This is a genomic window from Delftia sp. NA_296.1, from assembly GCF_052692095.1.
Map to the genome: position 1 here is coordinate 410,248 of NZ_JBQZGF010000004.1, position 24,496 is coordinate 434,743.

Annotated in this window: 22 protein-coding genes; 13 read left to right on the top strand and 9 right to left on the bottom strand. The window is 66.8% G+C overall.

Annotated elements, in window-relative coordinates:
- Positions 1–20 precede the first annotated feature (20 nt).
- The 5 genes from kdsA (at position 21) to ACUTR7_RS12800 (ending at position 3,640) form a co-directional block, all read left to right on the top strand.
- Positions 21–878, top strand: a complete 858-nt coding sequence (kdsA, locus tag ACUTR7_RS12780; RefSeq protein ID WP_012206905.1) for a 3-deoxy-8-phosphooctulonate synthase — start codon at positions 21–23, stop codon at positions 876–878.
- Positions 879–881: 3 nt separating this feature from the next.
- Positions 882–1,172, top strand: a complete 291-nt coding sequence (locus ACUTR7_RS12785; protein ID WP_012206906.1) for a DUF1330 domain-containing protein — start codon at positions 882–884, stop codon at positions 1,170–1,172.
- Between the two features lie 234 nt (positions 1,173–1,406).
- Positions 1,407–2,693 carry a phosphopyruvate hydratase gene (gene eno / locus ACUTR7_RS12790; RefSeq protein ID WP_012206907.1) on the top strand — a complete coding sequence of 429 codons (1,287 nt, stop codon included), beginning with the start codon at positions 1,407–1,409 and terminating at the stop codon, positions 2,691–2,693.
- A gap of 64 nt (positions 2,694–2,757) precedes the next feature.
- Complete coding sequence (gene ftsB, locus ACUTR7_RS12795; protein ID WP_012206908.1) at positions 2,758–3,036, top strand: cell division protein FtsB; 279 nt, start codon at positions 2,758–2,760, stop codon at positions 3,034–3,036.
- Positions 3,037–3,211: 175 nt separating this feature from the next.
- On the top strand, positions 3,212–3,640 hold the full coding sequence (locus tag ACUTR7_RS12800; protein WP_034396449.1) for a hypothetical protein: 429 nt from the start codon (positions 3,212–3,214) through the stop codon (positions 3,638–3,640).
- A gap of 12 nt (positions 3,641–3,652) precedes the next feature.
- Here ACUTR7_RS12800 and hslO read toward each other — a convergent pair whose 3' ends face one another.
- Together hslO and ACUTR7_RS12810 are read right to left on the bottom strand one after the other, a co-directional pair.
- Positions 3,653–4,645, bottom strand: coding sequence for an Hsp33 family molecular chaperone HslO (hslO, locus tag ACUTR7_RS12805; RefSeq protein ID WP_012206910.1), 993 nt, complete (start codon positions 4,643–4,645; stop codon positions 3,653–3,655).
- A 35-nt stretch (positions 4,646–4,680) separates the two neighbouring features.
- Positions 4,681–5,205: a gamma carbonic anhydrase family protein gene (locus ACUTR7_RS12810; RefSeq protein ID WP_012206911.1), complete on the bottom strand. Its 525-nt coding sequence runs from the start codon at positions 5,203–5,205 to the stop codon at positions 4,681–4,683.
- Positions 5,206–5,259: 54 nt separating this feature from the next.
- On the opposite strand from ACUTR7_RS12810, the gene ACUTR7_RS12815 reads away from it, so the two are divergent.
- From ACUTR7_RS12815 to ACUTR7_RS12825, 3 genes are all read left to right on the top strand, one after another.
- Positions 5,260–6,066 carry a ferritin-like domain-containing protein gene (locus ACUTR7_RS12815; RefSeq protein WP_013801101.1) on the top strand — a complete coding sequence of 269 codons (807 nt, stop codon included), beginning with the start codon at positions 5,260–5,262 and terminating at the stop codon, positions 6,064–6,066.
- Between the two features lie 188 nt (positions 6,067–6,254).
- On the top strand, positions 6,255–7,532 hold the full coding sequence (locus ACUTR7_RS12820) for an EAL and HDOD domain-containing protein (protein ID WP_013801100.1): 1,278 nt from the start codon (positions 6,255–6,257) through the stop codon (positions 7,530–7,532).
- 58 nt (positions 7,533–7,590) lie between these two features.
- The gene (locus tag ACUTR7_RS12825) at positions 7,591–8,880 is read left to right on the top strand and encodes an EAL and HDOD domain-containing protein (RefSeq protein WP_180319006.1); all 1,290 of its coding nucleotides are present in this window, start codon (positions 7,591–7,593) and stop codon (positions 8,878–8,880) included.
- A gap of 78 nt (positions 8,881–8,958) precedes the next feature.
- Here the strand turns inward: ACUTR7_RS12825 and ACUTR7_RS12830 are convergent, their stop codons facing one another.
- The 3 genes from ACUTR7_RS12830 to ACUTR7_RS12840 all read right to left on the bottom strand — a co-directional run bounded on the left by ACUTR7_RS12830 (position 8,959) and on the right by ACUTR7_RS12840 (position 12,111).
- The gene (locus ACUTR7_RS12830) at positions 8,959–9,957 is read right to left on the bottom strand and encodes a Bug family tripartite tricarboxylate transporter substrate binding protein (protein ID WP_013801099.1); all 999 of its coding nucleotides are present in this window, start codon (positions 9,955–9,957) and stop codon (positions 8,959–8,961) included.
- A 131-nt stretch (positions 9,958–10,088) separates the two neighbouring features.
- Entirely contained in the window at positions 10,089–11,072 is a 984-nt protein-coding gene (gene xerD / locus ACUTR7_RS12835; RefSeq protein WP_445608960.1) for a site-specific tyrosine recombinase XerD, read from the bottom strand.
- Between the two features lie 76 nt (positions 11,073–11,148).
- Positions 11,149–12,111: a tripartite tricarboxylate transporter substrate binding protein BugE gene (locus ACUTR7_RS12840; RefSeq protein ID WP_012206917.1), complete on the bottom strand. Its 963-nt coding sequence runs from the start codon at positions 12,109–12,111 to the stop codon at positions 11,149–11,151.
- A gap of 327 nt (positions 12,112–12,438) precedes the next feature.
- Here ACUTR7_RS12840 and ACUTR7_RS12845 point away from each other — a divergent pair, with 327 nt between their 5' ends.
- Complete coding sequence (locus ACUTR7_RS12845) at positions 12,439–13,347, top strand: AEC family transporter (RefSeq protein WP_445608961.1); 909 nt, start codon at positions 12,439–12,441, stop codon at positions 13,345–13,347.
- A 21-nt stretch (positions 13,348–13,368) separates the two neighbouring features.
- On the opposite strand, the gene ACUTR7_RS12850 is transcribed toward ACUTR7_RS12845, so the two are convergent.
- Positions 13,369–14,262 carry a LysR family transcriptional regulator gene (locus tag ACUTR7_RS12850; protein ID WP_012206919.1) on the bottom strand — a complete coding sequence of 298 codons (894 nt, stop codon included), beginning with the start codon at positions 14,260–14,262 and terminating at the stop codon, positions 13,369–13,371.
- A gap of 230 nt (positions 14,263–14,492) precedes the next feature.
- Here ACUTR7_RS12850 and ACUTR7_RS12855 point away from each other — a divergent pair, with 230 nt between their 5' ends.
- Both ACUTR7_RS12855 and speB read left to right on the top strand, forming a co-directional pair.
- On the top strand, positions 14,493–15,881 hold the full coding sequence (locus ACUTR7_RS12855; RefSeq protein ID WP_071956580.1) for a sodium:solute symporter: 1,389 nt from the start codon (positions 14,493–14,495) through the stop codon (positions 15,879–15,881).
- 24 nt (positions 15,882–15,905) lie between these two features.
- Positions 15,906–16,976, top strand: a complete 1,071-nt coding sequence (speB, locus tag ACUTR7_RS12860; RefSeq protein WP_445608962.1) for an agmatinase — start codon at positions 15,906–15,908, stop codon at positions 16,974–16,976.
- On the opposite strand, the gene ACUTR7_RS12865 is transcribed toward speB, so the two are convergent.
- From ACUTR7_RS12865 to queG, 3 genes are all read right to left on the bottom strand, one after another.
- The gene (locus ACUTR7_RS12865; RefSeq protein ID WP_445608963.1) at positions 16,973–18,028 is read right to left on the bottom strand and encodes a helix-turn-helix transcriptional regulator; all 1,056 of its coding nucleotides are present in this window, start codon (positions 18,026–18,028) and stop codon (positions 16,973–16,975) included. The genes speB and ACUTR7_RS12865 overlap by 4 nt on opposite strands.
- A 215-nt stretch (positions 18,029–18,243) precedes the next feature.
- Complete coding sequence (locus tag ACUTR7_RS12870; protein ID WP_445608964.1) at positions 18,244–21,291, bottom strand: diguanylate cyclase; 3,048 nt, start codon at positions 21,289–21,291, stop codon at positions 18,244–18,246.
- Between the two features lie 115 nt (positions 21,292–21,406).
- Complete coding sequence (gene queG / locus ACUTR7_RS12875) at positions 21,407–22,462, bottom strand: tRNA epoxyqueuosine(34) reductase QueG (protein WP_097201598.1); 1,056 nt, start codon at positions 22,460–22,462, stop codon at positions 21,407–21,409.
- Between the two features lie 12 nt (positions 22,463–22,474).
- On the opposite strand from queG, the gene tsaE reads away from it, so the two are divergent.
- Positions 22,475–23,002, top strand: coding sequence for a tRNA (adenosine(37)-N6)-threonylcarbamoyltransferase complex ATPase subunit type 1 TsaE (tsaE, locus tag ACUTR7_RS12880; RefSeq protein WP_034396474.1), 528 nt, complete (start codon positions 22,475–22,477; stop codon positions 23,000–23,002).
- Positions 22,999–24,492 (top strand): N-acetylmuramoyl-L-alanine amidase, encoded by a 1,494-nt coding sequence (locus tag ACUTR7_RS12885; protein ID WP_043819191.1) that lies wholly within the window; start codon positions 22,999–23,001, stop codon positions 24,490–24,492. Before tsaE ends, ACUTR7_RS12885 begins: the two co-directional genes overlap by 4 nt.
- The last annotated feature ends 4 nt before the right edge of the window (positions 24,493–24,496 follow it).

Genomic DNA, 24,496 nt, shown 5'->3' on the forward strand with positions numbered 1-24,496 from the left:
TTTCCCAAGGAATCCCCACCATGAAACTCTGCGGCTTCGATGTCGGCCTCGACCGGCGCTTCTTTCTCATTGCAGGCCCCTGCGTCGTCGAGTCCGAACAGCTGCAGATGGACGTGGCGGGGCATCTCAAGGAAATCACGGCGGCCCTGGGCATCCACTTCATCTTCAAGAGCAGCTACGACAAGGCCAACCGCAGCTCGGGCGCCAGCTTTCGCGGCCCGGGCATGGACAAGGGCCTGGAGATCCTCGCCAAGGTGAAGAAGGACCTGCAGGTCCCCATCCTGACCGACGTGCACACCGAGTCCGAAATCCCGGCCGTGTCCCAGGTCGTGGACGTGCTGCAGACGCCGGCCTTCCTGTGCCGCCAGACCGACTTCATCCGCGCCGTGGCCCAGTCGGGCCGGCCGGTGAACATCAAGAAGGGCCAGTTCCTGGCCCCGCATGACATGAAGAATGTCATTGACAAGGCCCGTGCGGCTGCAAAGGAAGCCGGCCTGCCCGAGGACAGCTTCATGGCCTGCGAGCGCGGCGCCAGCTTCGGCTACAACAACCTGGTCTCGGACATGCGCAGCCTGTCCATCATGCGCGAGACCGGCGCGCCCGTCGTCTTCGACGCCACGCACAGCGTGCAGCTGCCCGGCGGCAACGGCACCAGCAGCGGCGGCATGCGCGAGATGGTGCCCGTGCTCTCGCGCGCGGCCGTGGCCGTGGGCGTGGCGGGCCTGTTCATGGAAACCCATCCCAACCCTCCCTGCGCCCTCAGCGACGGCCCCAACGCCGTGCCACTCAAGCACATGAAGGCCCTTCTCGAAACCCTGGTCGCGCTCGACGACGTGACCAAGAAGAACGGCTTCCTCGAAAACGACTTTGGAGTCTGACCCATGGCCAGCGGCTACATCATTGCGTCCGTCACCGTCACCAAGCCCGAGCAGTACGAGGAATACCGCAAGTGGAGCACCGAGGCCATGCGCGTGCATGGCGCCGAAGTCTGCGTGCGCGGCGGCAAGGTCGAAGTGCTCGAAGGCGACTGGAACCCCGGCCGCACCGTGATCCTCAAGTTCCCCAGCTTCGAGGCAGCCCGGGCCTTCTACGACACGCCCGAGTACCTGCGTGCCCGCGAGGCGCGTGAAGGCGCATCCATCATGCGCATGGTCTGCGTGGAAGGCGTCTGACGGCCAGCCACCCCGGCTCGTCAAGAGCGCAGCGCATACAAAGCCATACAACCAATTTGTGCACAATAGCCGCCGCCCGATCGCAGATACTGCGCCGCGGAGCACGGCTGTGCCCGGTGGCACGGCAGCCTGCCACGCCATCGACCACCCATACCGCTTGCCCGGCAAGCACCAGGGCGCAACCTCACCGGAACCCGCCTGCACACCGATTTCAAAAACCGCAAAGGAAATGCCATGAGTGCAATCGTTGACATCGTAGGCCGCGAAGTGCTGGACAGCCGCGGCAACCCCACCGTCGAGTGCGACGTGCTGCTGGAATCGGGCGTGATGGGCCGCGCCGCCGTGCCTTCGGGCGCGTCCACCGGCTCGCGCGAAGCCATCGAGCTGCGTGACGGCGACAAGAGCCGCTACCTGGGCAAGGGCGTGCTCAAGGCCGTCGAGCACATCAACACCGAGATCTCCGAAGCCGTTCTGGGCCTGGACGCCTCCGAGCAGGCCTTCCTGGACAAGACCCTGATCGACCTGGACGGCACGGACAACAAGGGCCGCCTGGGCGCCAACGCCATGCTGGCCGTTTCCATGGCCGTGGCGCGCGCCGCCGCCGAAGAAGCCGGCCTGCCGCTGTACCGCTACCTGGGCGGCATGGGCGGCATGCAGCTGCCCGTGCCGATGATGAACGTCATCAACGGCGGCGCGCACGCCAACAACAGCCTGGACCTGCAGGAATTCATGATCATCCCCGTGGGCGCGCCTTCGTTCCGCGAAGCCGTGCGCTGGGGTGCCGAAGTCTTCCACGCGCTCAAGAAGATCATCCACGACAAGGGCATGAGCACGGCCGTGGGCGACGAAGGCGGTTTTGCGCCTTCCGTGGAAAACCACGAAGCCGCCATCCAGCTGATCCTGCAGGCCATCGAAAACGCAGGCTACAAAGCCGGCGAACAGATCGCCCTGGGCCTGGACTGCGCCGCCAGCGAGTTCTACAAGGACGGCATGTACGTGCTGGCCGGTGAAGGCAACCTGACGCTGACCGCCACCCAGTGGACCGACATGCTGGCCGGCTGGTGCGACAAGTACCCCATCATCTCCATCGAGGACGGCATGGCCGAAGGCGACTGGGATGGCTGGAAGATCCTGACCGACCGCCTGGCCGCCAAGGTCCAGCTGGTGGGCGACGACCTGTTCGTCACCAACACCAAGATCCTGAAGGAAGGCATCGACAAGAAGATCGCCAACTCCATCCTGATCAAGATCAACCAGATCGGCACGCTGACCGAAACCTTCGCCGCCATCGAAATGGCCAAGCGCGCAGGCTACACCGCCGTGATCTCGCACCGCTCCGGTGAAACCGAGGATTCGACGATTGCCGACATCTCCGTGGGCACCAATGCCGGCCAGATCAAGACCGGCTCGCTGAGCCGCTCGGACCGCATCGCCAAGTACAACCAGCTGCTGCGCATCGAGGAAGACCTGGGTGACATCGCCCACTACCCCGGCCGCGAGGCTTTCTACAACCTGCGCTGAAAAGCGTTAGGCTTGCAAGCCATCGGGCCTGCAAGCCTTTTTCCTTTCCGCAACATCTGCTGCCATGGTCAACCGCGTCGTCCCCCTTGTCCTGCTCGCCCTGCTCGCCGCCGTGCACGCGCAGTTGTGGCTGGGCCATGGCAGCGTGGCCTACGTCAAGGAACTGCAGCAGCAGATCCACGACCAGAACGTGGCCAATGCCCTGGAAAAGGCCGAGAACGACCGCCTGGCCTCCGAGGTCAACGACCTCAAGGACGGCCTGGCCATGGTCGAGGAAAAGGCCCGCAGCGAGCTGGGCATGGTCAAGCCCAACGAGATCTTCGTGCAGATCGTGCGGCGCTGAAGGTTGGGATTTTTTGCACCAAGGCCGGCTTCATGCCGGCCTTGTGCTTTTGCAACAAGGCGCCTGCACCCCTTAACCGGGCCTGCGCGCAAGCCGAGACAGGTACTTGGACACAGACCGCTTGCCCCCGCCCCCGGTGATTCTTCTGGGATCGCCGCCCGCGCTCGCGCTTTCCATGGCCCATGCATTGCGCCAGGCCTGGCGGCACCACGGAGCATCTCCTGCCGACTGGCAATGCCTGGCGGCCGAGCCGGGGCAGTCTCTGCCGGAACATGGGGCCGTCTACCTGCTGGGACTGGATTGGAGAGCCTCCGTCACCGAGCACGAAGGGGTGAGCAATGGCCCTGCCGCACAGCTCCAGCATTGGCGCGACCAATTGCAAAGCCAGTCGCGCGACTACGTGGTGCTCTACGGCAATACCGCCCGGCAATGGCAACAGCTGGCCGAGTCGCTCAGGCTCAAGGCTCCGCAAATGGACTGGTCCTGGCTGCCCGCAAGCCCCGCGCAACGCAGCGCCCGCCTTCGCCCCTACGGCTGCGAGCAATGCAGCGACCCGGACTGCGAGCGGCGACTGTTCGACGCACTGCGCAGCGGGCGAGACTGACTCCGAGCGTATTTACTGCACGTTCGTCGAGGTCGGCGGCTGCTTGCCGGCCTCGGTGAACAGCTGGGCGGCATCGATGGGATCGAACTCGTACTGCTTGCCGCAGAAGTCGCAGCCCACCTCGATATTGCCGCGCTCCTCCAGGATGCTGTCCACCTCTTCAATGCCCAGCGACACCAGCATGGCGCCCACGCGCTCACGGCTGCAGGTGCAGGCAAAGCGCGGGCGCTCTTCGTCCTGCTGGGGGACGAAGCGCATCAGCTTTTCTTCCCAGAACAGGCGCCGCAGGATGGTTTCCACATCCAGCGTGAGCAGTTCGTCGCGCGTCAGGCTGGCGGCCAGCGTGGCGATGCGGTTGTAGTCCTCGTTCAGGCCGATGGCGTCCTGGCCCGATTGCTCGCTTTCGGTGGCGGAGGCCAGGTTGGCCTCGCCCTTGACCGGCATGCGCTGGATCAGCAGGCCGGCAGCCAACTGGTCATTGGCGGCCAGCACCAGCACGGTGTCCAGCTGCTCGGACTGCAGCATGTAGTGCTGCAGTGCATCTGACACCTTGGAGAACCTGCGGCCTTGCGCATCCTGCAGCGGCACCACGCCCTGGTAGGGCTGCTGGCCCGGCTGGCGTCCCTTGGGGTCCAGCGTGATGGCGCAGCGGCCACCACCGTTCACATTGAGCAATTGCTCCAGCGTGGCGCCTTCGGGCGCCTCCCCGATCAGGGTGGCGGTGGCGCGCAGGCCGAAGTCGGACTGCACCTCGGCCACGGCCAGCTTGACCGGGCCGTCGCCCATGACCTGGAAGACCAGGGCGCCGTTGAACTTGATGTTGGACTGCATGAGCACGCCGGCAGCCGCCATTTCGCCCAGCAGTTCGCGCACGGCAGCGGGGTAGGCGCCGGTCTCGCCGTTGCCCGCGCGGCGTTGCAGGATTTCCTGCCAGGCGTCGGTGAGGCGGACGATGGAGCCGCGCACGGGCAGGCCTTCGAAGATGAATTTATGCAGTTCAGACACGCTGATGGATTCCGTAAAAAAGTGCCGGGCCTCGCTCAGCCCAGCTTGCGCAACCCGGTCTTGAACCGGCGCGCATTATCGACATAGTGTTGGGCGCTGCGGCGCAAGCCTTCGATCTGCTCGGGCGTCAATTGGCGCACGGCCTTGGCCGGGCTGCCGATGATCATCGAGCCATCGGGAAACTCCTTGCCCTCGGTGATGAGGGCGCCTGCGCCGACCAGGCAGTTCCTGCCGATCTTCGCGCCGTTGAGCACCACGGCACCGATGCCGATCAGCGATTCGTCGCCGATGGTGCAGCCATGCAGCATGACCTGGTGGCCCACGGTCACATGGCGCCCCACGACCAGCGGCTTGCCCAGGTCGGCATGCAGCACGCTGGCGTCCTGGATGTTGCTTCCCTCGCCGATGGAGATGCTCTCGCAGTCGCCGCGCAGCACGGCGCCGAACCAGATGCTGGCGTCTTCGGCCAGCTGCACATTGCCCATGACCTCGGCGCTGTCGGCCACCCAGGCCGATGCTGCCACTTCAGGGGCCACTCCATCCAGTTCATAAATCGCCATGGGTCTTTGTCTCCGTCAATTATTGGTGATGGCAGGAAACCTAGAATTGTAGGGATGGAGTTACGTCACCGCGCCCTTGAGGTTTTGTGCCTCCCGGACCCCGAAGAAAAGGCCGCCGCCGCGTTGGACATGTATGCACGGCAGGCGCTTTATTCAATAGCAGCGCAGGCACCGGCCCTGCCCGATCCCGCACCGGACCTGCCGGGCCGCCCGCTGCGGCCCGAGCTGCGCCACCACACTGCCGTTGCAAGGCGCTCGCCGGCCACGCCCGAAGGCCGGGCCGTGCTGATCCACGCCATTGCCCACATCGAGTTCAACGCCATCAATCTGGCGCTGGATGCCGTCTGGCGCTTTGACGGCATGCCGCAGCAGTACTACCTGGACTGGCTGCAGGTGGCCGCCGAGGAGGCCAAGCACTTTCGCCTGCTGCGCGAGCATCTGCGCGCGCACCTGGGCCATGACTATGGCGACTTCCCGGCCCACCAGGGCCTGTGGACCATGTGCGAGAAGACCGCGCATGACGTGGTGGCCCGCATGGCCCTGGTGCCACGCACGCTGGAGGCACGGGGCCTGGACGCCACGCCCCAGATCCAGAACAAGCTGCGCAACACGCGCGCGCCCGATGCGCTGGCGGCCGTGGACATCCTCGACATCATCCTGCGCGAGGAAGTGGGCCACGTGGCCATAGGCAACCACTGGTACCGCTGGCTGTGCGAACGGGAAGGCCTGGAGCCGGAGGCGCACTACCAGCACCTGACGCAGCGCTACGAGGCACCGCGCCTGCGCCCGCCCTTCAACGAGCGCGCGCGCCGCGCCGCTGGCTTCACCGATACCGAACTGGCCTGGCTGCAGCAGGTCTGAAGAAAGACCGCCACAGCCGCGCGGACAGGCCCGTCCCGTCCGCATGGCCGCACAATGGTTTACAAACTAGGATGGGTCCGACTCCGCAATCGGACTTGTCCCAGCAGACACTGCCTGTCGGCATATTTATTCAGAACATTCCTACAATCAGATCTGCTGCTTACCGTGCCTCTTCGACCGAACACTCCATGACCGAATTGCCTGTCCATCTCTTCAACGATGCCCCTGCGGCCAGCCCCGCGTCCACAGACCGGGGAATGATCGCGCGCCAGGCCATCGTCAACGGGGTGCAGCAGATCATCGGCTACGAGCTTTTCAATCGTTCTCGCGCCTACCCGGACCATACGGCGGCCTCGGACGTGTCCCTGGTGTTCACGGCCCTGTCGCATGCTGGCGAAGAGGACCTGGTCGGCACCAAGTTGATGTTCGTCAACTGCACGCATGAAAGCCTGGCCGGCGGGCATCTGGAGCTGCTCAACCCCGACAAGGTGGTGCTGGAGATCCCGCCGCTGGGCCTGGCCGCACAGCAAGAGGTGCAGGCCCGCCTGCCCATCCTCAGCAATCTGCGCGCGCGCGGCTTCAACCTGGCCTTCAATCACACGGTGCTGGAGTCCGCCTATGCGGCCTGGCTGCCCCTGGCCGACTACATCAAGTTCGACCTGTCCGTGCTGGCCCCTGACCAGTTGGCCGTGCTGGTCAACTTCGCTGGCCGCCACACGCGCGCCGAGCTGATCGCCGAGAAGGTGGAAAGCGCACAGCAGTACGAGCAGGTGGGCCGCCTGGGCATACAGCTGTTCCAGGGCTTCTGGTTTGCGCGGCCCACGGTGGTGCGCACCAAGCTGCTGTCGCCCTCGCAGCAAAGCATCGTCCAGCTGCTGAATCTGGTGCGCCAGCAGGCCAGCACCGATGCCATCGAGGATGTGCTCAAGAAGGATGCGGGCCTGGCCTTCAACCTGATGCGCCTGATCAATTCCGTGGGTTTTGGCGTGCAACGCGAGATCACCTCCTTCCGCCAGGCCGTGATGCTCATGGGCCTCAAGAAGCTGTTCCGCTGGGCGGCCATGCTGCTGACCGCATCGCGCAACGGCGGCCCGCCGCCGGCCATCGGCCAGACCGCCGTGATCCGCGGGCGGCTGATGGAGCTGCTGGCCCAGGAATCGCTGAGCGAGGAAGACTCCGACCAGGCCTTCGTCGTCGGCATCTTCTCGCTGCTGGGCAGCATGCTCGACCTGCCCCAGGACGTGGCCATGAGCCTGATCCCCGTGCCCGATGCCGTCTCCGCCGCCGTGCTGCGCCACGAAGGCGTGCTGGGCGAGCTGCTGATCCTGGCCCAGGCCTGCGAAGCCAGCGACGACGCAGCCTTCAACCGCAGCGCAGACGCACTGCGCCTGAGCAGCCAGCAGATCAACTGGGCCCATCTGCAGGCCCTGGCCTGGACCGATCAACTGGCAGACAGCTCGCTATAGTCATGAGCTATCGCACGCAACTCAACGCCGCCGCTCCTTCATCTTTCTCAGCTTCCAAATGACTACCAACGACAACTCCTCCGCTCCGCCACCGCCCCTGCCAGAAGGAGTGGAGGACGGACAGGTGGCCGTCATTGCGCGCCAGGCCATCGTCAACGAGGCGCGCGATGTCTTCGGCTATGAACTCTTCGATCGCTCCACAGCCCAGCATGCGCACACGGCGGCCTCCGATGCCGCCCTGCTGTTCAATGCGCTGTCGTATGCGGGAGCCGAGGCGCTGGTGGGCAAGAAGACGGTCTTCATCAACTGCACGCATGACAGCCTGGCCGGCGGCCACCTGGAACTGATCCACCCCGACAAGGTGGTGCTGGAAGTGACCACGCTGGGCGAGAACGCCACCACAGCCGATATCGAAGAGCGCCTGCCCACCTTCCAGGCCCTGCGCCAGCGCGGTTTCCGCCTGGCCTTCAACCAGCACCTGCTGCGCCGCGCCTATGCCAGCTGGCTGCCTGCGGCCGCATTCATCAAGCTGGACATGCAGACCTTTGCGCTGGCCGATGCCGAGACCCTGGTGAATTTCGCACGCGCCCATACCAATGCCCAGATCGTGGCCGAAAAGGTCGAGACCTCCGAGCAGTTCGAGCGCATGCGCGACCTGGGCGTGCGGCTGTTCCAGGGCTTCTGGTTCGCCCAGCCGCAGCTCGTGCAGGCGCGCACCATCCGCCCCACGCAGGCCACCATCATCCAGCTGATCAACCTGGTGCGCCAGCAGGCCAGCACGGACGAGATCGAGGCCCTGCTCAAGAAGGACCCCACGCTGTCCTTCAACCTGCTGCGCTTCATCAACTCCTCGGGATTCGGCCTGTCCTGCGAGATCACCTCGTTCCGCCATGCGGTGATGATCCTGGGCCTCAAGAAGCTGTTCCGCTGGGCCGCGCTGCTGCTGACCACCTCGCGCGCGGGCGGCACGCCACCGGCCGTGGGCCAGACCGCCGTGGTGCGCGGACGCCTGATGGAGCTGCTGACGGCCGAGCTGCTCTCGCCCGAGGAATGCGACAACGCCTTCGTGGTGGGCGTGTTCTCGCTGCTGGACGTGATGCTGGGCCAGCCCATGGAAAAGGCGCTGGAATCCATCGCCCTGCCCCAGCCCGTGATCGATGCGCTGGTGCACAACAAGGGCGTGTTCGCGCCCTTCCTGGAGCTGACGCGCGCCTGCGAAAGCGGCGACGACGAAGGCTTTGCGCGCGCCGCCAACGCCTTGCAGCTGTCCAACCACCAGGTCAACTGGGCGCACCTGCAGGCCCTGGCCTGGGCCGACAACCTCACGGCGGACGACGCCTCGGTCTGAACGGGTCGGCCATCATGGCAAAGGGCTTGCGGCCGGGAAGCCGCAAGCCCTTTTTGCATGCCACGCGCCGCAGCGGTATCAGTTCAGCTTGATGCCTGCAGCCTGGATGATGCGCGCGTTGGACTGGGACTCGGCCTCGATCTGGCGCGCGAAATCCTCGGCCTTGCCGCCCGTGGCCACGTTGTCGGTGGCCTCCAGCTTGGCACGCATGTCGGGCTGGGTCAGCACCTGGTTGATCTCGGCATTGAGCCTTTGCAGCACGGGCGCGGGCGTTCCTGCGGGCGCGAAGATGCCGAACACCGAGGTCATGTTGGCGCTCTTGTAGCCCAGCTCGGCCAGCGTGGGCACGCCGGGCAGCGACTCCAGGCGCTGGGGAGCGCCCACGGCCAGGGCCTTGAACTTGCCCGCCTTGATGTGCTGCAGCACGGCCGGCCCGGCGTTGGTGGAGAGCACCTCGAACTGGGCGCTCAGGCCATCATTGAGCTGCTGGCCGCCGCCCTTGTAGGGAATGTGCGTGATCTTGGCCTGCGAGGCATACATGATCTGCTCGAGCATGATGTGGCCCAGCGATGCCAGGCCGGCCGTGGCCCAGCGGACTTCGCCGGGCTGGGCCTTGGCCTGCGCCACCAGTGCCTTGAAATCGGTCGCCGTGGAGCGCGCCGTGCCCAGCAGCAGCACGGGCGAATACATCACGCTGGTCACGGGCACGAGATCGCGCTGCGGATCGAACAGCGGCTTGCCCAGGTGCGGGCTCAGCGTCAGCGGGCTGATGGAGGAAAAGCCCAGCGTATAGCCATCAGGTGCGGCCTTGGCCACCAGGTCCAGGCCGATGGCGCCGCCGGCGCCGGCCTTGTTGTCCACCACCACGGGCTGGCCCAGGCGGGCGGCCAGCTTCTCGCCCAGGGCGCGCGCCACCACGTCGCTGACGCCACCGGCCGGATAGGAAACCACCACGCGGATGGGCCGGCTGGGCCAGGCGGCATCGGCGGCCGACGCGGACATCGGCAAGGCCGCAGCAGCGACCGTCGCCGCCAGCATGGAAGTCACCAGCACATGCCGGCGCAGGAAATCAGTCATCGAAAACTCCGCAGAAACACATCGAACACGGCGGTGATTGTTCTGCAAAGCGCATATCCCCGGGACAGGCTTTGCCACTTCGACGATTTCAACGGCAGAAACACCTAAACCGGCGAACCCTCCACATCCAATCAACCACGCGGATGGTGCAAAGCGTGCAATGCCTTGAGCCGCTCGCGCGCCACATGGGTGTAGATGGTGGTGGTGGAGATGTCGGCATGGCCCAGCAGCATCTGCACCACGCGCAGGTCTGCGCCATGGTTGAGCAGGTGGGTGGCGAAGGCATGGCGCAGCGTGTGCGGTGACAGCGGTGCCGTGACGCCCGCAACCTGCGCGCAGCGCTTGACGATGACCCAGAACATCACGCGGCTCATGGCCGCTCCGCGCTGGGTCACGAAGACCGCATCGCTGCGCTGCCCGCCCAGGATGGCACCACGCGCCGTGGCCAGGTAGCGCTCCAGCCACCAGTGCGCCTCCTGGCCGAAGGGCACCAGCCTTTCCTTTTGCCCCTTGCCCGTCACGCGCAATACGCCCGAGCGCAGATCGATGCCATGCAAGGGCAGATCCACCAGCTCGCTCACGCGCAGGCCGCTGGCATACATCAGCTCCAGCATGGCGCGGTCACGCAGGCCCAGCGGCGTATCGACATCGGGCGCCCTGAGCAGTGCCTCCACCTGCGCCTGCGTCAGCGTATGCGGCACGCGCGGCGGCTGCCGGGCCGCCAGCATGCGTGCCGTGGGATCGGCGGCAATGCGCTGCTCGCGCAGCGCCCAGTGGTAGTAGCGGCGCAGCACCGTCAGCCGCCGGTTGGAAGAGCTGGCCTTGGTCTGCTCCACCCGCACCGCGAAATAGCCCTGCAGCTCCAGCTCGCCCGCCGCATCCAGCGCCAGCGGCGGCTGCTGGTGCGCCAGCCACCGCCCCCAGGCCGTCAGATCCCGGCGATAGGCCGCCAGCGTATTGCGCGACAGCCCGTCCTCCAGCAGCAGCGCATCCATGAACAGGTCCAGCGCATCCAGGCTGGCCGGCAGCGGCGCCGGCCAGGATGCAGGATCGGCAGCAGATTCGGCTTCGGCAGCCGATGGGGAAGCGATGGAAGCAGCAGGCACTTGGGACATCCCATCAAGCCTACAACGAAAAAACCCGAGGTCCGCAAGGAGCCTCGGGTTCTGAGCCAACCGCTCAAGGCGGTGCTTACTCCAGCGTGAGTTTCTGCTGAGCAACCACCTTCTTGTACGTCTCGTACTCGTCCTTGATCTGCTTGGCGAACTCTTCAGGCGAGTTGCCGATGACCAGGGAGCCCGTGTCCTCGATGCGCTTGCGCACGGCCGGGTCCTGCAGCACCTTGCGCACGGCGGCGTTGATCTTGTCCACCACGTCCTTGGGCATGTTCTTGGGGCCCAGGATGCCGTAGTAGGCCATGCGGTTCACCGGCTCCAGGCCCACTTCCTTGAAGGTGGGCACATTGGGCAGCACGGCCAGGCGCTGGGGCGCGGCCACCACGATGGGCACCAGGCGGTTGTCCTTGATGAACGGCAGGGCCGAGGGCAGGTTGTCCAGCACCATGGGCACCTGGCCCGCCACCACGTCGTTGAGCGCCGGGCCCGCACCGCGGTAGGGGATGTGGGTGACGAAGGTGTTGGTCAGGCTCTTGTACAGCTCCATCAGCATGTGCTGGATGCCGCCCGTGCCCGAGGAGGCATAGGAGTACTTGCCCTGGGACTTCTTGAGTTCGGCCTCGAAGCTCTTGTAGTCCTTGGCGGGGAACTTGGGGTTCACCGCAATCACGTTGGGCGTGGCCGCCACGTTGATGATGGGCGTGAAGTCCGTCAGCGTGTTGTACGAGATCTTGGGGTTGATCGCGGGGTTGGTCGCCGTGGTCGAGACCGTGGCAATGCCCAGGCTGTAGCCATCGGGCTGCGAGCGCGCGGTTTCCATGGCGCCGATGACGCCGCCGCCACCGCCGCGGTTGTCCACCACCACGGGCTGGCCCAGTTCCTTGGTCAGGGGTTCGGCGATCACGCGGGCGATGATGTCGGTCGTGCCACCGGGGGCGAAGGGCACCACCAGCTTGATCGGCTTGGTGGGATAGGCCTGGGCCAGGGCTCCGGTGCTTGCGAGGACCAGGGTCAGGCCCATCCAGCTGCGACGATTCATACAAGATCTCCTTTTGGGGGTCGTGTTGACGAAGAAGGTTTCATGGACATCCGCAAGGCCGTGCCTGCGGATGGATGGTCTGCGAAATGAAGGCTCGCAAACGCTGCCACGGAACAGCCATGGTGGGGCCTGGAGCCCGCTGCGCGCTTGACGGTCGTCAGGACCTGCGCTTTCGGATCGGCTGTGTGGACCCCAGCGATGCTAAGGCCCGGGGCCCGGTTGTCACAGTTTGTCGCAGCACTGATTTCCCGGTGTTTACCCCTAGCCTCGCGCCATGGTTTCTCGGGAGACGCGGCGACTGCGGGGTTGCGCTTATGCTCTGCCCCCGTGAACTACGCCGTGCTGCTCTTCCCCGATTTTTCGCTCATCGTGCTTGGCTACGTGCTGTGCCGCTTCACACAGCTCAACCGCACGGTCTGGCAGGCAGTGGAGGCGCTGGTGTACTACCTGCTGTTCCCGGTGCTGCTGTTCCACTCCATCGTCAAGAGCCCGGTGGACTGGGGTGCCACCTCCCACTTGCTGGCCGCTGGCGTGTGCGCGGCCCTGGTCGGCATTGCCCTGGCCTACAGCCTGCCCTGGTGGCCGGGCCTGCGCGGCCGGATCGACACACGCGAGCATGCCGGCGCCGTGCAGGTGGCGTTTCGCTTCAACTCCTTCATCGGCCTGGCGCTGGCCAGCCGGCTGGCGGGGCCTGAGGGCCTGCTGTTCATCTCGGTGCTGATCGGCGTGAGCGTGCCGCTGTGCAATATCGCGGCCGTCTGGCCCATGGCGCGCGGCAGCAACCAGCATTTCCTGGGGCAGCTGGTGCGCAATCCGCTGATCGTGGGCACGCTGTCGGGCTTGGTGTTCAGCGCGCTGGGGTTGAAGCTGCCGGCGCTGATCGAGCCGTCGATCTCCCGCATAGGCGCAGCCTCCATCGCGCTGGGCCTGATGTCGGCCGGCGCAGGCATGCAGTTCGGCGCGCTGGCCGCCGGCAAGCTGCTGGCCGTGTGCCTGCTGGCCGTGCGGCATCTGGTGCAGCCGCTGATCGCCTATGCCATGGTGCGGGCGTTTGGCCTGAGCGGTGCGCAGGCGCTGATCCTCATGGCCTTCTCGGCCCTGCCCACCGCATCGTCGTGCTATGTGCTGGCCGCGCGCATGGGCTACAACGGCTCGTATGTGGCGGGGCTGGTCACGCTGTCCACGCTGCTGGGCGTGCTCAGCCTGCCCTTTGCGCTGAGCCTGCTGCAGGTCTGATGCCGCTGTGCCACGGCGCCCCTACAGCACGGCACGCATGTCGTCCGTGAACGCGGCCGTGATGTCGTCCTGGCGTGCGCGCTTCTTGGCCACCATGGTGATGTCCACGTCATAGCTGAAGAGGGATTCGTCCAGCGCATGCAGCAGGCCGGCAGCCACATAGGGCGCCGCGTAGTGCTCTGGCAGGTAGCCCAGGTGGGCGCCTGACAGGATGAGGATGGCGGCCGCCTCCATGTTGTCCGCCTCTGAGGTGACATGGCGCGGGCGCCCCGTCAGCGGGGCCTGCGGCAGTGGATAGGTGCGCCAGGTCCAGTCGGCCTCGCCCGCCTCCTGCGCGCCGATGCGGCCCGCGCGTGCGGCAAAGGGATGGCTGGCGCTGCAATAGGCCACCTGCCTTTCGCTGAACAGCAGCGTGTATTCCAGCGCCGGGGCGCGGTGCAGGAAATAGCCCACGGCGACCTGCAGCTCGTCGCGCAGCAGCATCTCTTCCAGCTCGCGCGGCCCGCGCACCAGCACCGACAGGCGCACGGCCTCGTCGCGCTGGCGAAAGCGCTGTATGGCCCGCCCCATGAGCGCGTTGTATTCCATGGGTGCATTGCCGATCAGGCCGATGGCCAGGCTGCCGACCAGCTGCCGGTGCATGTTGCGCGCCTGCGCACTGAAGCCTTCCAGTCCCTGCAGGGCCGTGCGAGCCATATCGACGAAGCGCCGGCCCTTGGCCGTCAGGCGAAAGCCGCCGCGCCCCCGTTCGCACAAACTGAAACCCAGCCGCGTCTCCAGTGTGGACAGCTGACTGCTGAGCGTGGACTGCCCTACGCCAAGGCTGGCCTGCGCCGCCGACACGCCGCCCGCGTCAACGATGGCCAGAAACACGCGCAGCAGCCGCAGGTCCAAGTCTGAAACGGTATGGAGCATGGGGTTTTCACTCGGAAAAGATCGATTCTTATCGATGTTTGTAAATGGAACTTGAAATGGATGCAATCCGGGCTGCTGTCTAGCATCCACGGCTGTTGCAGCACATCTGGATTGAACAAAGAGGGACTGCAATACAGAACAAGAGGGGCGGTCCAGGGGATTCACTTCCATGGATACCGCTGTTTCAAGAGGCCCCTGCCAACAGGGCCGCAACAAAAGGGAGACAAACCATGTTGCTCGATATCTCGGTCGTGGTGATCTACGCGGCGGCCATGCTGCTGCTGGGCTGGTACGGCATGCGCCGCGCGAAGACGCAGGAGGACTTTCTCGTGGCCGGCCGCAACCTCGGGCCCGGCCTGTACATGGGCACCATGGCCGCCACGGTGATAGGCGGCGCCAGCACCGTGGGCACGGTGCGCCTGGGCTATGTGTACGGCATCTCCGGATTCTGGCTGTGCGCGGCGCTGGGCGCGGGCCTGCTGGTGCTCAACCTGTTCCTGGCCAAGCCCCTTCTCAGGCTGCGCATCTGCACCGTGACCCAGGTGCTGGAGCGGCGCTACAGCGCCCGTACCAAGCAGGCCAGCGCCCTGGTGATGCTGGCCTACTCGCTGATGCTGGCGGCCACGTCGGTGATCGCCATCGGCACCGTGATGCAGGTGCTGTTCGACCTGCCGCTGTGGATCTCCATCCTGGTGGGCGGGGGCGTCGTGGTCATCTACTCGGCCGTGGGCGGCATGTGGTCGCTGACGCTGACGGACATCGTGCAGTTCGTGATCAAGACCGCGGGCCTGATGCTGATCCTGCTGCCCATCTGCCTGTACCGCGTGGGCGGCTGGGACCAGCTGGTTGCACGGCTGCCTGCGTCCAGCTTCGATGTCACCCACATCGGCTGGGACACCATCGCCACCTACTTCGTCATCTATTTCTTCGGAATCATGATCGGCCAGGACGTGTGGCAGCGCGTGTTCACGGCCCGCAGCGAACGGGTGGCCGCCGTGGCGGGCAGCCTCGCCGGCGTGTACTGCGTGGTCTACGGACTGGTCGGCGCCCTGGTGGGCATGACAGCGCGCGTGCTGCTGCCGGACCTGGACAACGCCAACAATGCCTTTGCCGCCATCGTGCAGGCCAGCCTGCCGGACGGCATCCGCGGCCTTGTGATCGCTGCCGCACTGGCGGCCATGATGTCCACCGCCAGCGCCGCCATGCTGGCCGGCTCCACCGTGCTGGCCGAGGACCTCGTGCCCCTGCTGCGGGGCGGCCGGCCGCTGGTCGATGTGCGCTGGCACCGGCTGCTGACGCTGCTGGTGGGGCTGGCCGTGCTCGGCATCGCCCTGGTGGTGGACGATGTGCTCAATGCCCTGACCACCGCCTACAACCTGCTGGTGGGCGGCATGCTGGTGCCGCTGATCGGCGCCATCTACTGGCGCCGGGCCACCACGGCGGGCGCCATCGCCAGCATGCTGCTGGGCTGCGCCACGGCCGTCGCCTTCATGGTCAGGGACGGCCTGGCGTCCAACACGCCCATCTATGCCAGCCTGGCCGTGAGCACGGCCAGCTTCATCCTCATCAGCCTGGCGCAGCGCACGCAGCAGCGCTCGCTGTCGGGCATTCAATCCTGATCCCGGCACTGAATCGGAGACCACATGACGCTTTTCACACCAGACAGGCTGCAGGCGCTGCGCGCACGCTTCGGCGGCGCCAACGAGTCCGTGATCCACGACCCGCATTTCCGCGCCGTGGCCGCCCACATCATCGATGCCAGCGGCACGCGCAACGCGCCCTACGCAGGCATGCCCACGCTGCTGGACGCGCCCATGCGCCCCATGGACTGGAGCCGCCCGGATTTCGGCGACCTCCAGGCCGCGCTGATCGGCGTGCCCATGGACCTGGGCATCAGCAACCGCAGCGGCTGCCGCTTCGGCCCCCGGGCCCTGCGTTCCATCGAACGCGTGGGCCCCTACAACCATGTGCTTCGATCCGCTCCCACACGCGAGCTGCGCGTGGCGGACATCGGCGACGTGCCGCTGTCCAGCCGCTACAGCCTGGAACAGTCGCACCGCGACATAGAGTCGGCCTTCGCGAAGATCCATGCGGCCGGCGTGATTCCGCTGTCTGCGGGCGGAGACCATTCCATCACCCTGCCCATATTGCGGGCGCTGGGCCGCGACCGGCCACTGGCCCTGGTCCACTTCGATGCCCACTGCGATACCGGCGGCCCCTTCGACGGCAGCCGCTTTCACCACGGCGGCCCGTTTCGTCAGGCCGTGCTGGACGGCGTGCTCGACCCCACGCGGACCATTCAGATCGGCATACGCGGCGCGGCCGAATATCTCTGGGAGTTTTCCTATGAGTCGGGCATGACCGTGATCCATGCCGAAGACATTCCCGCGCTGGGCGTGGACGGCGTCATTGCCCGCGCACGCGAGGTGGTGGGCGATGCGCCCGTCTACGTCTCCTTCGACATCGACTGCCTGGACCCGGCCTTTGCGCCCGGCACGGGCACGCCCGAGGTCGGGGGACTCACCGTGCGCGAGGCACAGGCCATGGTGCGCGGCCTGGCCGGCATCCACATCGTGGGCGGCGATGTGGTGGAGGTGTCGCCAGCCTACGACGCCACCACCAACACCGCCCATGCGGGCGCGCAGATGATGTTCGAAATCCTCGGCCTGATCTGCGCACGCCACGCCGGGCGCGGCGCCGCCCAGCCTGCCTAGGCCCCCTGCCCGCCCTCCGCATCCCGCAGCAGTCCCAGCGGCGTGCTGCCGTAGCGTGCCCTGAACCGCCGGGAAAAATGCGCGGGTGAGCTGAAACCGCAGTGCTGCGAGATCTCCGCGATGCCCAGCGTTCCCGGCTCCGTGCCACGCAGCAGCGCATGGGCGCGTTCCAGGCGATAGGCCATGAGTTCGGCGCTGAGGCTGGTGCCTTCGCGCGACAGCTGGGATTGCAGCGAGCGCACGGACAGCCCCAGCCTGGACGCCACGCGCTCGGGCCCCAACGCCGGGTCCGGGTACTGGCGGGCAATGAGCTGGCGCACCCTGCGCAACAGCACGTGCATGGGCGCGCCCGGTCGGGCCGTCGCCATGTCGGCGCTGGCCTGCAGCACGGTCTTCACGGTGTTGATGACCAAGTCGGACAGCCTGGCGGATTCGGCCTCGGGCAAGGGGTCCTGCCACGCGGCCAGCAATTGCATCTGCTGGACCAGCAGTTGAAGCGACGCACAGTCGGGCAGGCTGCGTGCCAGCAGTTGCGAAGCCAGGCCGCCACGCGGATCGATCAGTGCCAGCGGCACGGCCAGCACCACCAGGTCCACGGCCTCTTTCTGCCAGATGCGGTAGCCGCGCCGCTCATCCAGCAGGAACAGCTGGCCGGGTTGCGCCTGCAGCCTCCTGCCCGCAACCGCCATGCCCGGCTCCCCGGATGACGCCGAGGCATCCGGTACGTCCGGCACGTCCGACAGGTCAGGTACGTCAGGTGCATCCGGTGCGAATACCTGGGCTCCACCTTTGGCATAGAGCACGCACAGCAGGCAGGGCGGGCCTGCGCGCTGGCCATCGTCATGCAGGCGCTCCATGCCATGTTCGGCCGCCATCTGGATGCGGTTGAGCACCACCGCGCCCACGCCGCGCGATGTCAGCACGGCCTCGAAGCGCTCGGGCTGCGCGACCAGGGGCGTGTGCGGCATCTGCGCCTCGCGGCTGGCATCGCTCCAGAACTGCGCTCGCGAAAGCGGCGCGATATGCACCGTGGACCAGCGGTTGTACGTCATACATTCCTCGCCCTGCGCTCGGCGCGCAGCCTCTTTTTGTGATGGGTTGCACGGAGAGTCGGCCGCACCCGAGTGTTGGGGCCAGGCAAGAGGCGGCAGGTCCACGCGACAGCATGAACCCAGGATTTTCGGGATTGCGGCCCGATCAGGCCATTGGATGATTCTGAAAATTCACCGGGGTGAATTCCTAGGCCTGTGCGCCGCACCAGCCCGGATCAGCGCGCGATGGCAGGCAGCCGCTCGCTCCACAGCGTGGACTGGTTGCGGCCGTTGCGCTTGGAGTAGTACAGCGCGGCGTCGGCACGCTCCAGGCAGCCCTGGGCCGAGGCATCGCTGCGCTGCAGCTCGTACACGCCCAGGCTGATGGTGATGCGCAGGTCGCCAGCCATGCCCGCATCGATGGCGCGCGCGGCAACGGTTTCGCGCAGGCTTTCGGCGCGGCGCAGGCCCACCTCGGCATCGGTGTCGGACAGCAGCACGGCAAACTCCTCGCCGCCCAGCCGGCCCACCATGTCTTCCTTGCGCATTTCCTGCGCCACCGAGGCCAGCAGCTCCTTGAGCACGATATCGCCCACCGCATGGCCGTAGCCGTCGTTCACCTGCTTGAAGTGGTCTATGTCCAGCATGATCAGCGTGGAGTGCGCCACCAGTCCGCTGCGCAGATGGTCCAGCTCCATCGCCAGCCGCTCCATGAAGGCGCGGCGGTTGGGAATGCCGGTCAGCGCGTCGGTCAGCGCCAGGGTCTCCAGCTGGGATTCGCGCTGCTGCCGCTCCGTCGCATCGTGGAAGACCCAGCAGTGGCCGATGGAGCGATCACCGTCGCGCAGCTGCATGCCCTCGATCTCCACATAGTGGTCGTCGGGCAGCGCATGCAGGGAACGGCCAGCCACGGGCCCCGCGCTGAGCACGCCAGCCACCGAAGGCGGCAGCAGCTGGATCAGCGCCGGCATGCCCAGCCCCACCAGGGCGGCAGGCGCCATGTCCAGCCGCAGCGCGGCCGCCAGCATGCGGTTGGCGGCCAGCACCTGGCGGCCCTGGGCGTCGGTGACCAGAATGCCTGCGGGAAAGCGGTCGATGATGGCTTCCAGCCGGTGCTGGGTCTCGGCCAACGCGGTCTCGGCGCGCCGGCGCGCGTCGGTATCGATCATGGTCCAGATGACGCGGCCGTCGTCCTCGTCGGGGTCCAGCAGCGAGCCCTGCATGTCGAACCAATGGCCCGAGCCCGAAGGCATGCGCAAAATCCATTCCGTGCGCACCGTGCCGCGTGCGTTCAGCTGTGCGTAGAGCTGGCCGAAGCGCTCGAAGCTCTCGTCGCTGACATGCAGGGCGCGAAAGTTCACGCCGCCGGGCAGCCGGTCTGTCTCGATCTCGAAGGTCTGCACCGCGCGCTCGTTGGCATAGAGGATTTCGCGCTGGGGACCGGCCATGACGATCAGGGCGCTTCCCCGGTCCAGCAAGGCCTTGATGAGCCGGGACTGCTCCACGCGCTGCTGTATGTCGGTGTGCGTTCCCAGCATGCGCACGGGCTTGCCGTCGGCATCGCGCTGGGTGATTTCGCCGCGCGACTCCACCCACAGCCAGCTGTCGGCCGAGCTGCGCAGCCGCATCTCCACGCGGAAGTCGGCCCCGGCCTCGGCATGGCGCTGCAGCCGCGCCAGCATCCGCGCCCTGTCCGAGGGATGGACCATGGCGCAGAAGGCGTCATAGTTCATGGGGAACTGCGCGGCCTCGAAGCCCAGCATCTGGTAGCAGCGGGCATCCCATTCCACATGGCCGCTGCGGCAGTCCCACTGCCACAGGCCGTCGCGCACGGCGCCCACGGTCAGGCGCAGGCGTTCCTCGCTGTGGCGTATGGATTCCTGCATGGCCTGGTCCTGCGTCACATCGTGCACATAGCCATGCCACAGCAGGGAGCCGTCTTCCTCCTGCTGCGGCCGGGCGTGACCATGCAGCCAGCGCAGCTCGCCTGCAGAGCCGTAGACGCGGTACTTGTGCTCCCAGACACCCTTGCTGCCCACGCTGGCCTGCACCGAGGCCGCCAGGGCCGGCAAATCCTCGGGGTGGACCCGCTTGAGCAGTTCATGGTCGGCAAACCTTGCGGCATCGGCCTTGGCGCCATGCAGTTCGAAGAATCCGGGGCTGGTGAAAGGGAACCGGAACTGTCCATCCGCGCCTATGCGGAACTGGAACAGCCCGCCCGGCACCTCCTGCGCCAGCCGCGCAAAGCGCCGCTCACCCTGCAGCCGCATGCGCTCGCTGAGCTGGCGCTGGCGCGCCAGCCACAGCGTCAGCAGCATGCCCAGCAGCAGCACGGCCGTGCCTATGCCGTTGCGCAGCAGGCCGCGCTCCAGCGATGCCTCCAGCGACTCGAAGATGGCTTTCTTGTCCAGCCCTGCACTGACGATCAGTGGATAACCCTCCACCCGGCTCCAGGCATACATGCGCTGCACGCCATCGACGGACGATTCGGCCTCGTAGGTGCCGCGCTCCAGGGCCGGTGCGAACAGCGCCACGCGCACATCGGAGACCGAGCGGCCCATCACCTGCTCCTGCCCCTGCGAGCGCGCCAGGTAGGCGCCATCGGTGCGCAGCAGCAGGATGACGTCGTTGGCGCCATCGAAGATGGACTGGAAATAGCGCGAAATGTATTCGGGCGACAGCGACAGCACCAGCACGCCCGAGAACTGCCCCTGGCGGTACAGCGCGCGGCTCAGCTGTATGGTCCATTTGTGGGAGACACGCCCCTGCACGGGGCGGCCGATGAACATGCCCATGTTCTCGCGGTTGGCATGCACCTGGAAATGCTCGCGGTCCCGGATGGAGACCTTGGCAGCCCGCGTCTGCGCCTCCTGCTGGAGGTTGGAGTACACGATGTCCCCTTTCTCGTCGGCCACGGCGATCTGCAGGAAGGTGCCGGCCGGGTAGGCGTCGAACGTGGTCTGCACGGCACGCCGGAACCCGTCGACATCGCCATCGGCAAAGTCGGACTCCAGGCCGCGCATGGTGTAGTCCAGGCCGGACAGCAGGGTCTGCACCTGCACCGACACCGCATGCGACATTTGCCCCACCCGCAGCCAGGACTGGGACTCGGTAAAGCTGCGCTGCGTGCGGTGGCTGTCCACCAGCACCGTCCAGTACGCCACCGTGGCCAGCAGCACGCAGCACAGGCCCACCCAGACGGCCACCGTGGTCTGGGTCAGCGGTTCTGCGTTCAGCAGGCGGGACAGGCTGCGGGGAGGCTTTGCGCGCATATCAAACATCATGTTGAGTCACACAGGCCCCGCGCCTTCAAGGGCAGTGGCCCGCAACAGGCCGCCGGGGGGCACTCCGACAGAGCGCAACAATTGTTTCACACACAAGCGCCCTGGTCTTATCAGCTCAATCCGATCTTTGCGACAGCGCCCAGGCCACGTGCTCGCGCACCAGGGCGTCCGGATGTTCGGCGCGGCTGGCCAGTGCCTGCTGCAATGCCGCGTTGCCGGTTTCACGCCAGGCATTGCCCAGCGCCACGGCCACATTGCGCAGCCAGCGCGCATGGCCTATGCGCCGGATGGGACTGCCTTCGGTCAGGCGCAGAAAGGTCGGCTCGTCCCAGGCAAAGAAGTGCACCAGCTGCCCGCCGGACAGGGCCTCGCGCGCATCGAAGTCGGGCAGGCGGCTGGGCTGGGCGAACTTGTTCCAGGGGCAGGCCAGCTGGCAGTCGTCGCAGCCATAGATGCGGTTGGCCATCAGCGGCCGCAGCTCCTCGGGAATGGCGCCCGCATGCTCGATGGTCAGATAGGAGATGCAGCGCCGCGCGTCCACCCGGTGCGGCGCCACGATGGCGCCCGTGGGGCAGGCCGTGATGCAGGCCGCGCAGCTGCCGCAGTGCGCGGTCACCGGCTCCGTGGGCTCCAGCGCAAGGTCCACATAGATCTCGCCCAGGAAGAACATGGAGCCCGCTTCGCGATTGAGCACCAGCGTGTGCTTGCCGCGCCAGCCCTGGCCGCTGCGCCGGGCCAGCTCGGCCTCCAGCACGGGCGCGGAATCGGTGAAGGCGCGGTGCCCGAAGGGGCCGACTTCCTGTGCAATGCGCTCGGCCAGCTTCTGCAGCCGGTTGCGCAGCACCTTGTGATAGTCGCGCCCCCGGGCATAGACGGAGACAATGCCCTCATCGGGCCGCTGCAGCCGCGCCCACTCCACCGCTTGCCAGGCGCCCGGCGCATCGGCAGGCGTGTCGCGCGGCAGGTAGTCCATGCGCGCCGTGATCACGCTGACCGTGCCCGGCACCAGCTCGGCAGGCCGGGCGCGGCGCAGGCCGTGGGCCTGCATATAGTCCATCTCGCCATGGAACCCTTGGGCCAGCCACTGCATCAAACCCGGCTCCGCAGAAGACAAATCCACGCCGGCCACGCCAATTTGGGAAAATCCCAGCTCGCGGGCCCAGCCTTGCATCAAAGGAACCAATTGACTGCTGCACAACATACTCCCTCGATTGTAGAAAGCGCCCAGCCGCAGGATGCGGAAACTGCGGGCCGTCGCTGGATATGGGGCAGCGAGGAAGACACGCAGCGGTTTGCGCAGCAGCTCGCGGACCATCCCGCGCTGCGCAACGCCTACGTCACGCTGCACGGCGACCTGGGCGCAGGCAAGACCACGCTGGTGCGGCACTGGCTGCGCGCACTGGGCGTGCAGGGCCGCATCAAAAGCCCCACCTATGCCGTGGTGGAGCCGCATGAGGCGCCGGACCTGGCCATCTGGCACTTCGACTTCTACCGCTTCGATGATCCGCGCGAATGGGAGGACGCAGGATTTCGCGATATTTTCGCCAGCCCCGGTCTCAAGCTGGCAGAATGGCCCGAAAAGGCCGCAGCGCTTACGCCTGCGGCAGATATAGCTATTCATATCGAAGCAATCGACGAGACGCAGCGCCAGGTGACCTTGCTCGCCGGCACGCCCGTCGGACGCGCCGTGATCCAAGCACTCAAGGCATGAGCGACGCCAACTCCTCCTCCTATCCGTCCGGCCTGTCGCGCCGCAATCTTTTGCAGGCGGGCTCCATCGTGCTGCTGCTGGGCCGCCAGCACATCGCGCACGGCGCCACCATCGTGGCCGTGCGCGTCTGGCCCGCGCCCGAATACACGCGCGTGACCATTGAGTCCGACCGGCCGCTGGCTGCCAAGCAGTTCTTCGTGGACCAGCCCCCGCGGCTGGCCGTGGACATCGAGGGCATCGACCTCAATCCCGCGCTGCGTGAACTGGTGGCCAAGGTCCGCTCCGACGATCCCAACATCGCCTCCATCCGCGTGGGCCAGAACTCGCCCAGCGTGGTGCGCCTGGTCATCGATCTCAAGCAGCCCGCCAAGCCCCAGGTCTTCACGCTGCAGCCCGTGGCGGCCTACAAGCACAGGCTGGTGTTCGACCTGTACCCCGCCAAGGCCGTGGACCCGCTGGAGGCGCTGATCAGCGAGCGCCTGCGCGATGCCTCCGGCGACGATACCGCTGTCGCATCGGCACCGCCGCCGCCTCCACCACCGCTGCCCCGGCCCTCAGGCTCCACGGCGCCAGCCCCCGACCCGTTGGGCGACCTGATCGCCCAGCACAGCAGCGGCTCCGGCGGCAAGACGCCTGCACCGCCCGCCGTGGTGGCACAGGCACCTTCCCCTGCGGCTCCGGCCCCGGCGCCTCGCCCTCCCGCGCCTGCGCCCGTTCCGGCCCCTGCCCCGATCGCCGCGCCCAACATCGCCACCTCGCGCCAGACCGACCGCATCATCATCGTGGCGCTGGACCCCGGCCACGGCGGCGAGGACCCCGGCGCCACCGGCCCCAGCGGCACGCGCGAAAAGGACGTGGTGCTCAAGATCGCCCACCTGCTGCGCGACCGCATCAACGACACCCGCATCGGCGGCAGCCCCATGCGCGCCTTCATGACGCGCGATGCCGACTTCTTCGTGCCCCTGGCCACGCGCGTGGAAAAGGCCCGGCGCGTGCAGGCCGACCTGTTCATCAGCATCCACGCCGACGCCTTCACCACGCCGGCCGCGCGTGGTGCCAGCGTCTTTGCGCTCAGCGACAAGGGCGCCTCCAGCACGGCCGCGCGCTGGCTGGCCAACAAGGAAAACCAGTCCGACATCGTCGGTGGCCTGAACATGGGCTCGCAGGACCAGCATGTGCAGCGCATGCTGCTGGACATGAGCACCACGGCCCAGATCAAGGACAGCCTCAAGCTCGGCGGCGCCCTGCTCGGCGAGATCGGCAACATGGCCAAGCTGCACAAGCCGCGCGTGGAGCAGGCCGGGTTTGCCGTGCTCAAGGCGCCCGACATTCCCAGCGTGCTGGTGGAAACCGCCTTCATCAGCAACCCCGAGGAAGAGGCCCGCCTGCGCAGCAGCGCCTACCAGGTGCAACTGGCCGACGCGCTGATGCGCGGCATCCGCAACTACTTCGCGCATAACCCGCCGCTGGCACGCAGCCGCTCCGTCTGACAGA

Coding starts and splice junctions, on each gene's coding strand:
- kdsA (WP_012206905.1), top strand. CDS start 21: ATGAAACTCTGCGGCTTCGATGTCGGCCTCGACCGGCGCTTCTTTCTC.
- ACUTR7_RS12785 (WP_012206906.1), top strand. CDS start 882: ATGGCCAGCGGCTACATCATTGCGTCCGTCACCGTCACCAAGCCCGAG.
- eno (WP_012206907.1), top strand. CDS start 1,407: ATGAGTGCAATCGTTGACATCGTAGGCCGCGAAGTGCTGGACAGCCGC.
- ftsB (WP_012206908.1), top strand. CDS start 2,758: ATGGTCAACCGCGTCGTCCCCCTTGTCCTGCTCGCCCTGCTCGCCGCC.
- ACUTR7_RS12800 (WP_034396449.1), top strand. CDS start 3,212: ATGGCCCATGCATTGCGCCAGGCCTGGCGGCACCACGGAGCATCTCCT.
- ACUTR7_RS12810 (WP_012206911.1), bottom strand. CDS start 5,205: ATGGCGATTTATGAACTGGATGGAGTGGCCCCTGAAGTGGCAGCATCG.
- ACUTR7_RS12815 (WP_013801101.1), top strand. CDS start 5,260: ATGGAGTTACGTCACCGCGCCCTTGAGGTTTTGTGCCTCCCGGACCCC.
- ACUTR7_RS12820 (WP_013801100.1), top strand. CDS start 6,255: ATGACCGAATTGCCTGTCCATCTCTTCAACGATGCCCCTGCGGCCAGC.
- ACUTR7_RS12825 (WP_180319006.1), top strand. CDS start 7,591: ATGACTACCAACGACAACTCCTCCGCTCCGCCACCGCCCCTGCCAGAA.
- ACUTR7_RS12830 (WP_013801099.1), bottom strand. CDS start 9,957: ATGACTGATTTCCTGCGCCGGCATGTGCTGGTGACTTCCATGCTGGCG.
- xerD (WP_445608960.1), bottom strand. CDS start 11,072: ATGTCCCAAGTGCCTGCTGCTTCCATCGCTTCCCCATCGGCTGCCGAA.
- ACUTR7_RS12840 (WP_012206917.1), bottom strand. CDS start 12,111: ATGAATCGTCGCAGCTGGATGGGCCTGACCCTGGTCCTCGCAAGCACC.
- ACUTR7_RS12850 (WP_012206919.1), bottom strand. CDS start 14,262: ATGCTCCATACCGTTTCAGACTTGGACCTGCGGCTGCTGCGCGTGTTT.
- ACUTR7_RS12855 (WP_071956580.1), top strand. CDS start 14,493: ATGTTGCTCGATATCTCGGTCGTGGTGATCTACGCGGCGGCCATGCTG.
- speB (WP_445608962.1), top strand. CDS start 15,906: ATGACGCTTTTCACACCAGACAGGCTGCAGGCGCTGCGCGCACGCTTC.
- ACUTR7_RS12865 (WP_445608963.1), bottom strand. CDS start 18,028: ATGACGTACAACCGCTGGTCCACGGTGCATATCGCGCCGCTTTCGCGA.
- ACUTR7_RS12870 (WP_445608964.1), bottom strand. CDS start 21,291: ATGATGTTTGATATGCGCGCAAAGCCTCCCCGCAGCCTGTCCCGCCTG.
- queG (WP_097201598.1), bottom strand. CDS start 22,462: ATGCAAGGCTGGGCCCGCGAGCTGGGATTTTCCCAAATTGGCGTGGCC.
- ACUTR7_RS12885 (WP_043819191.1), top strand. CDS start 22,999: ATGAGCGACGCCAACTCCTCCTCCTATCCGTCCGGCCTGTCGCGCCGC.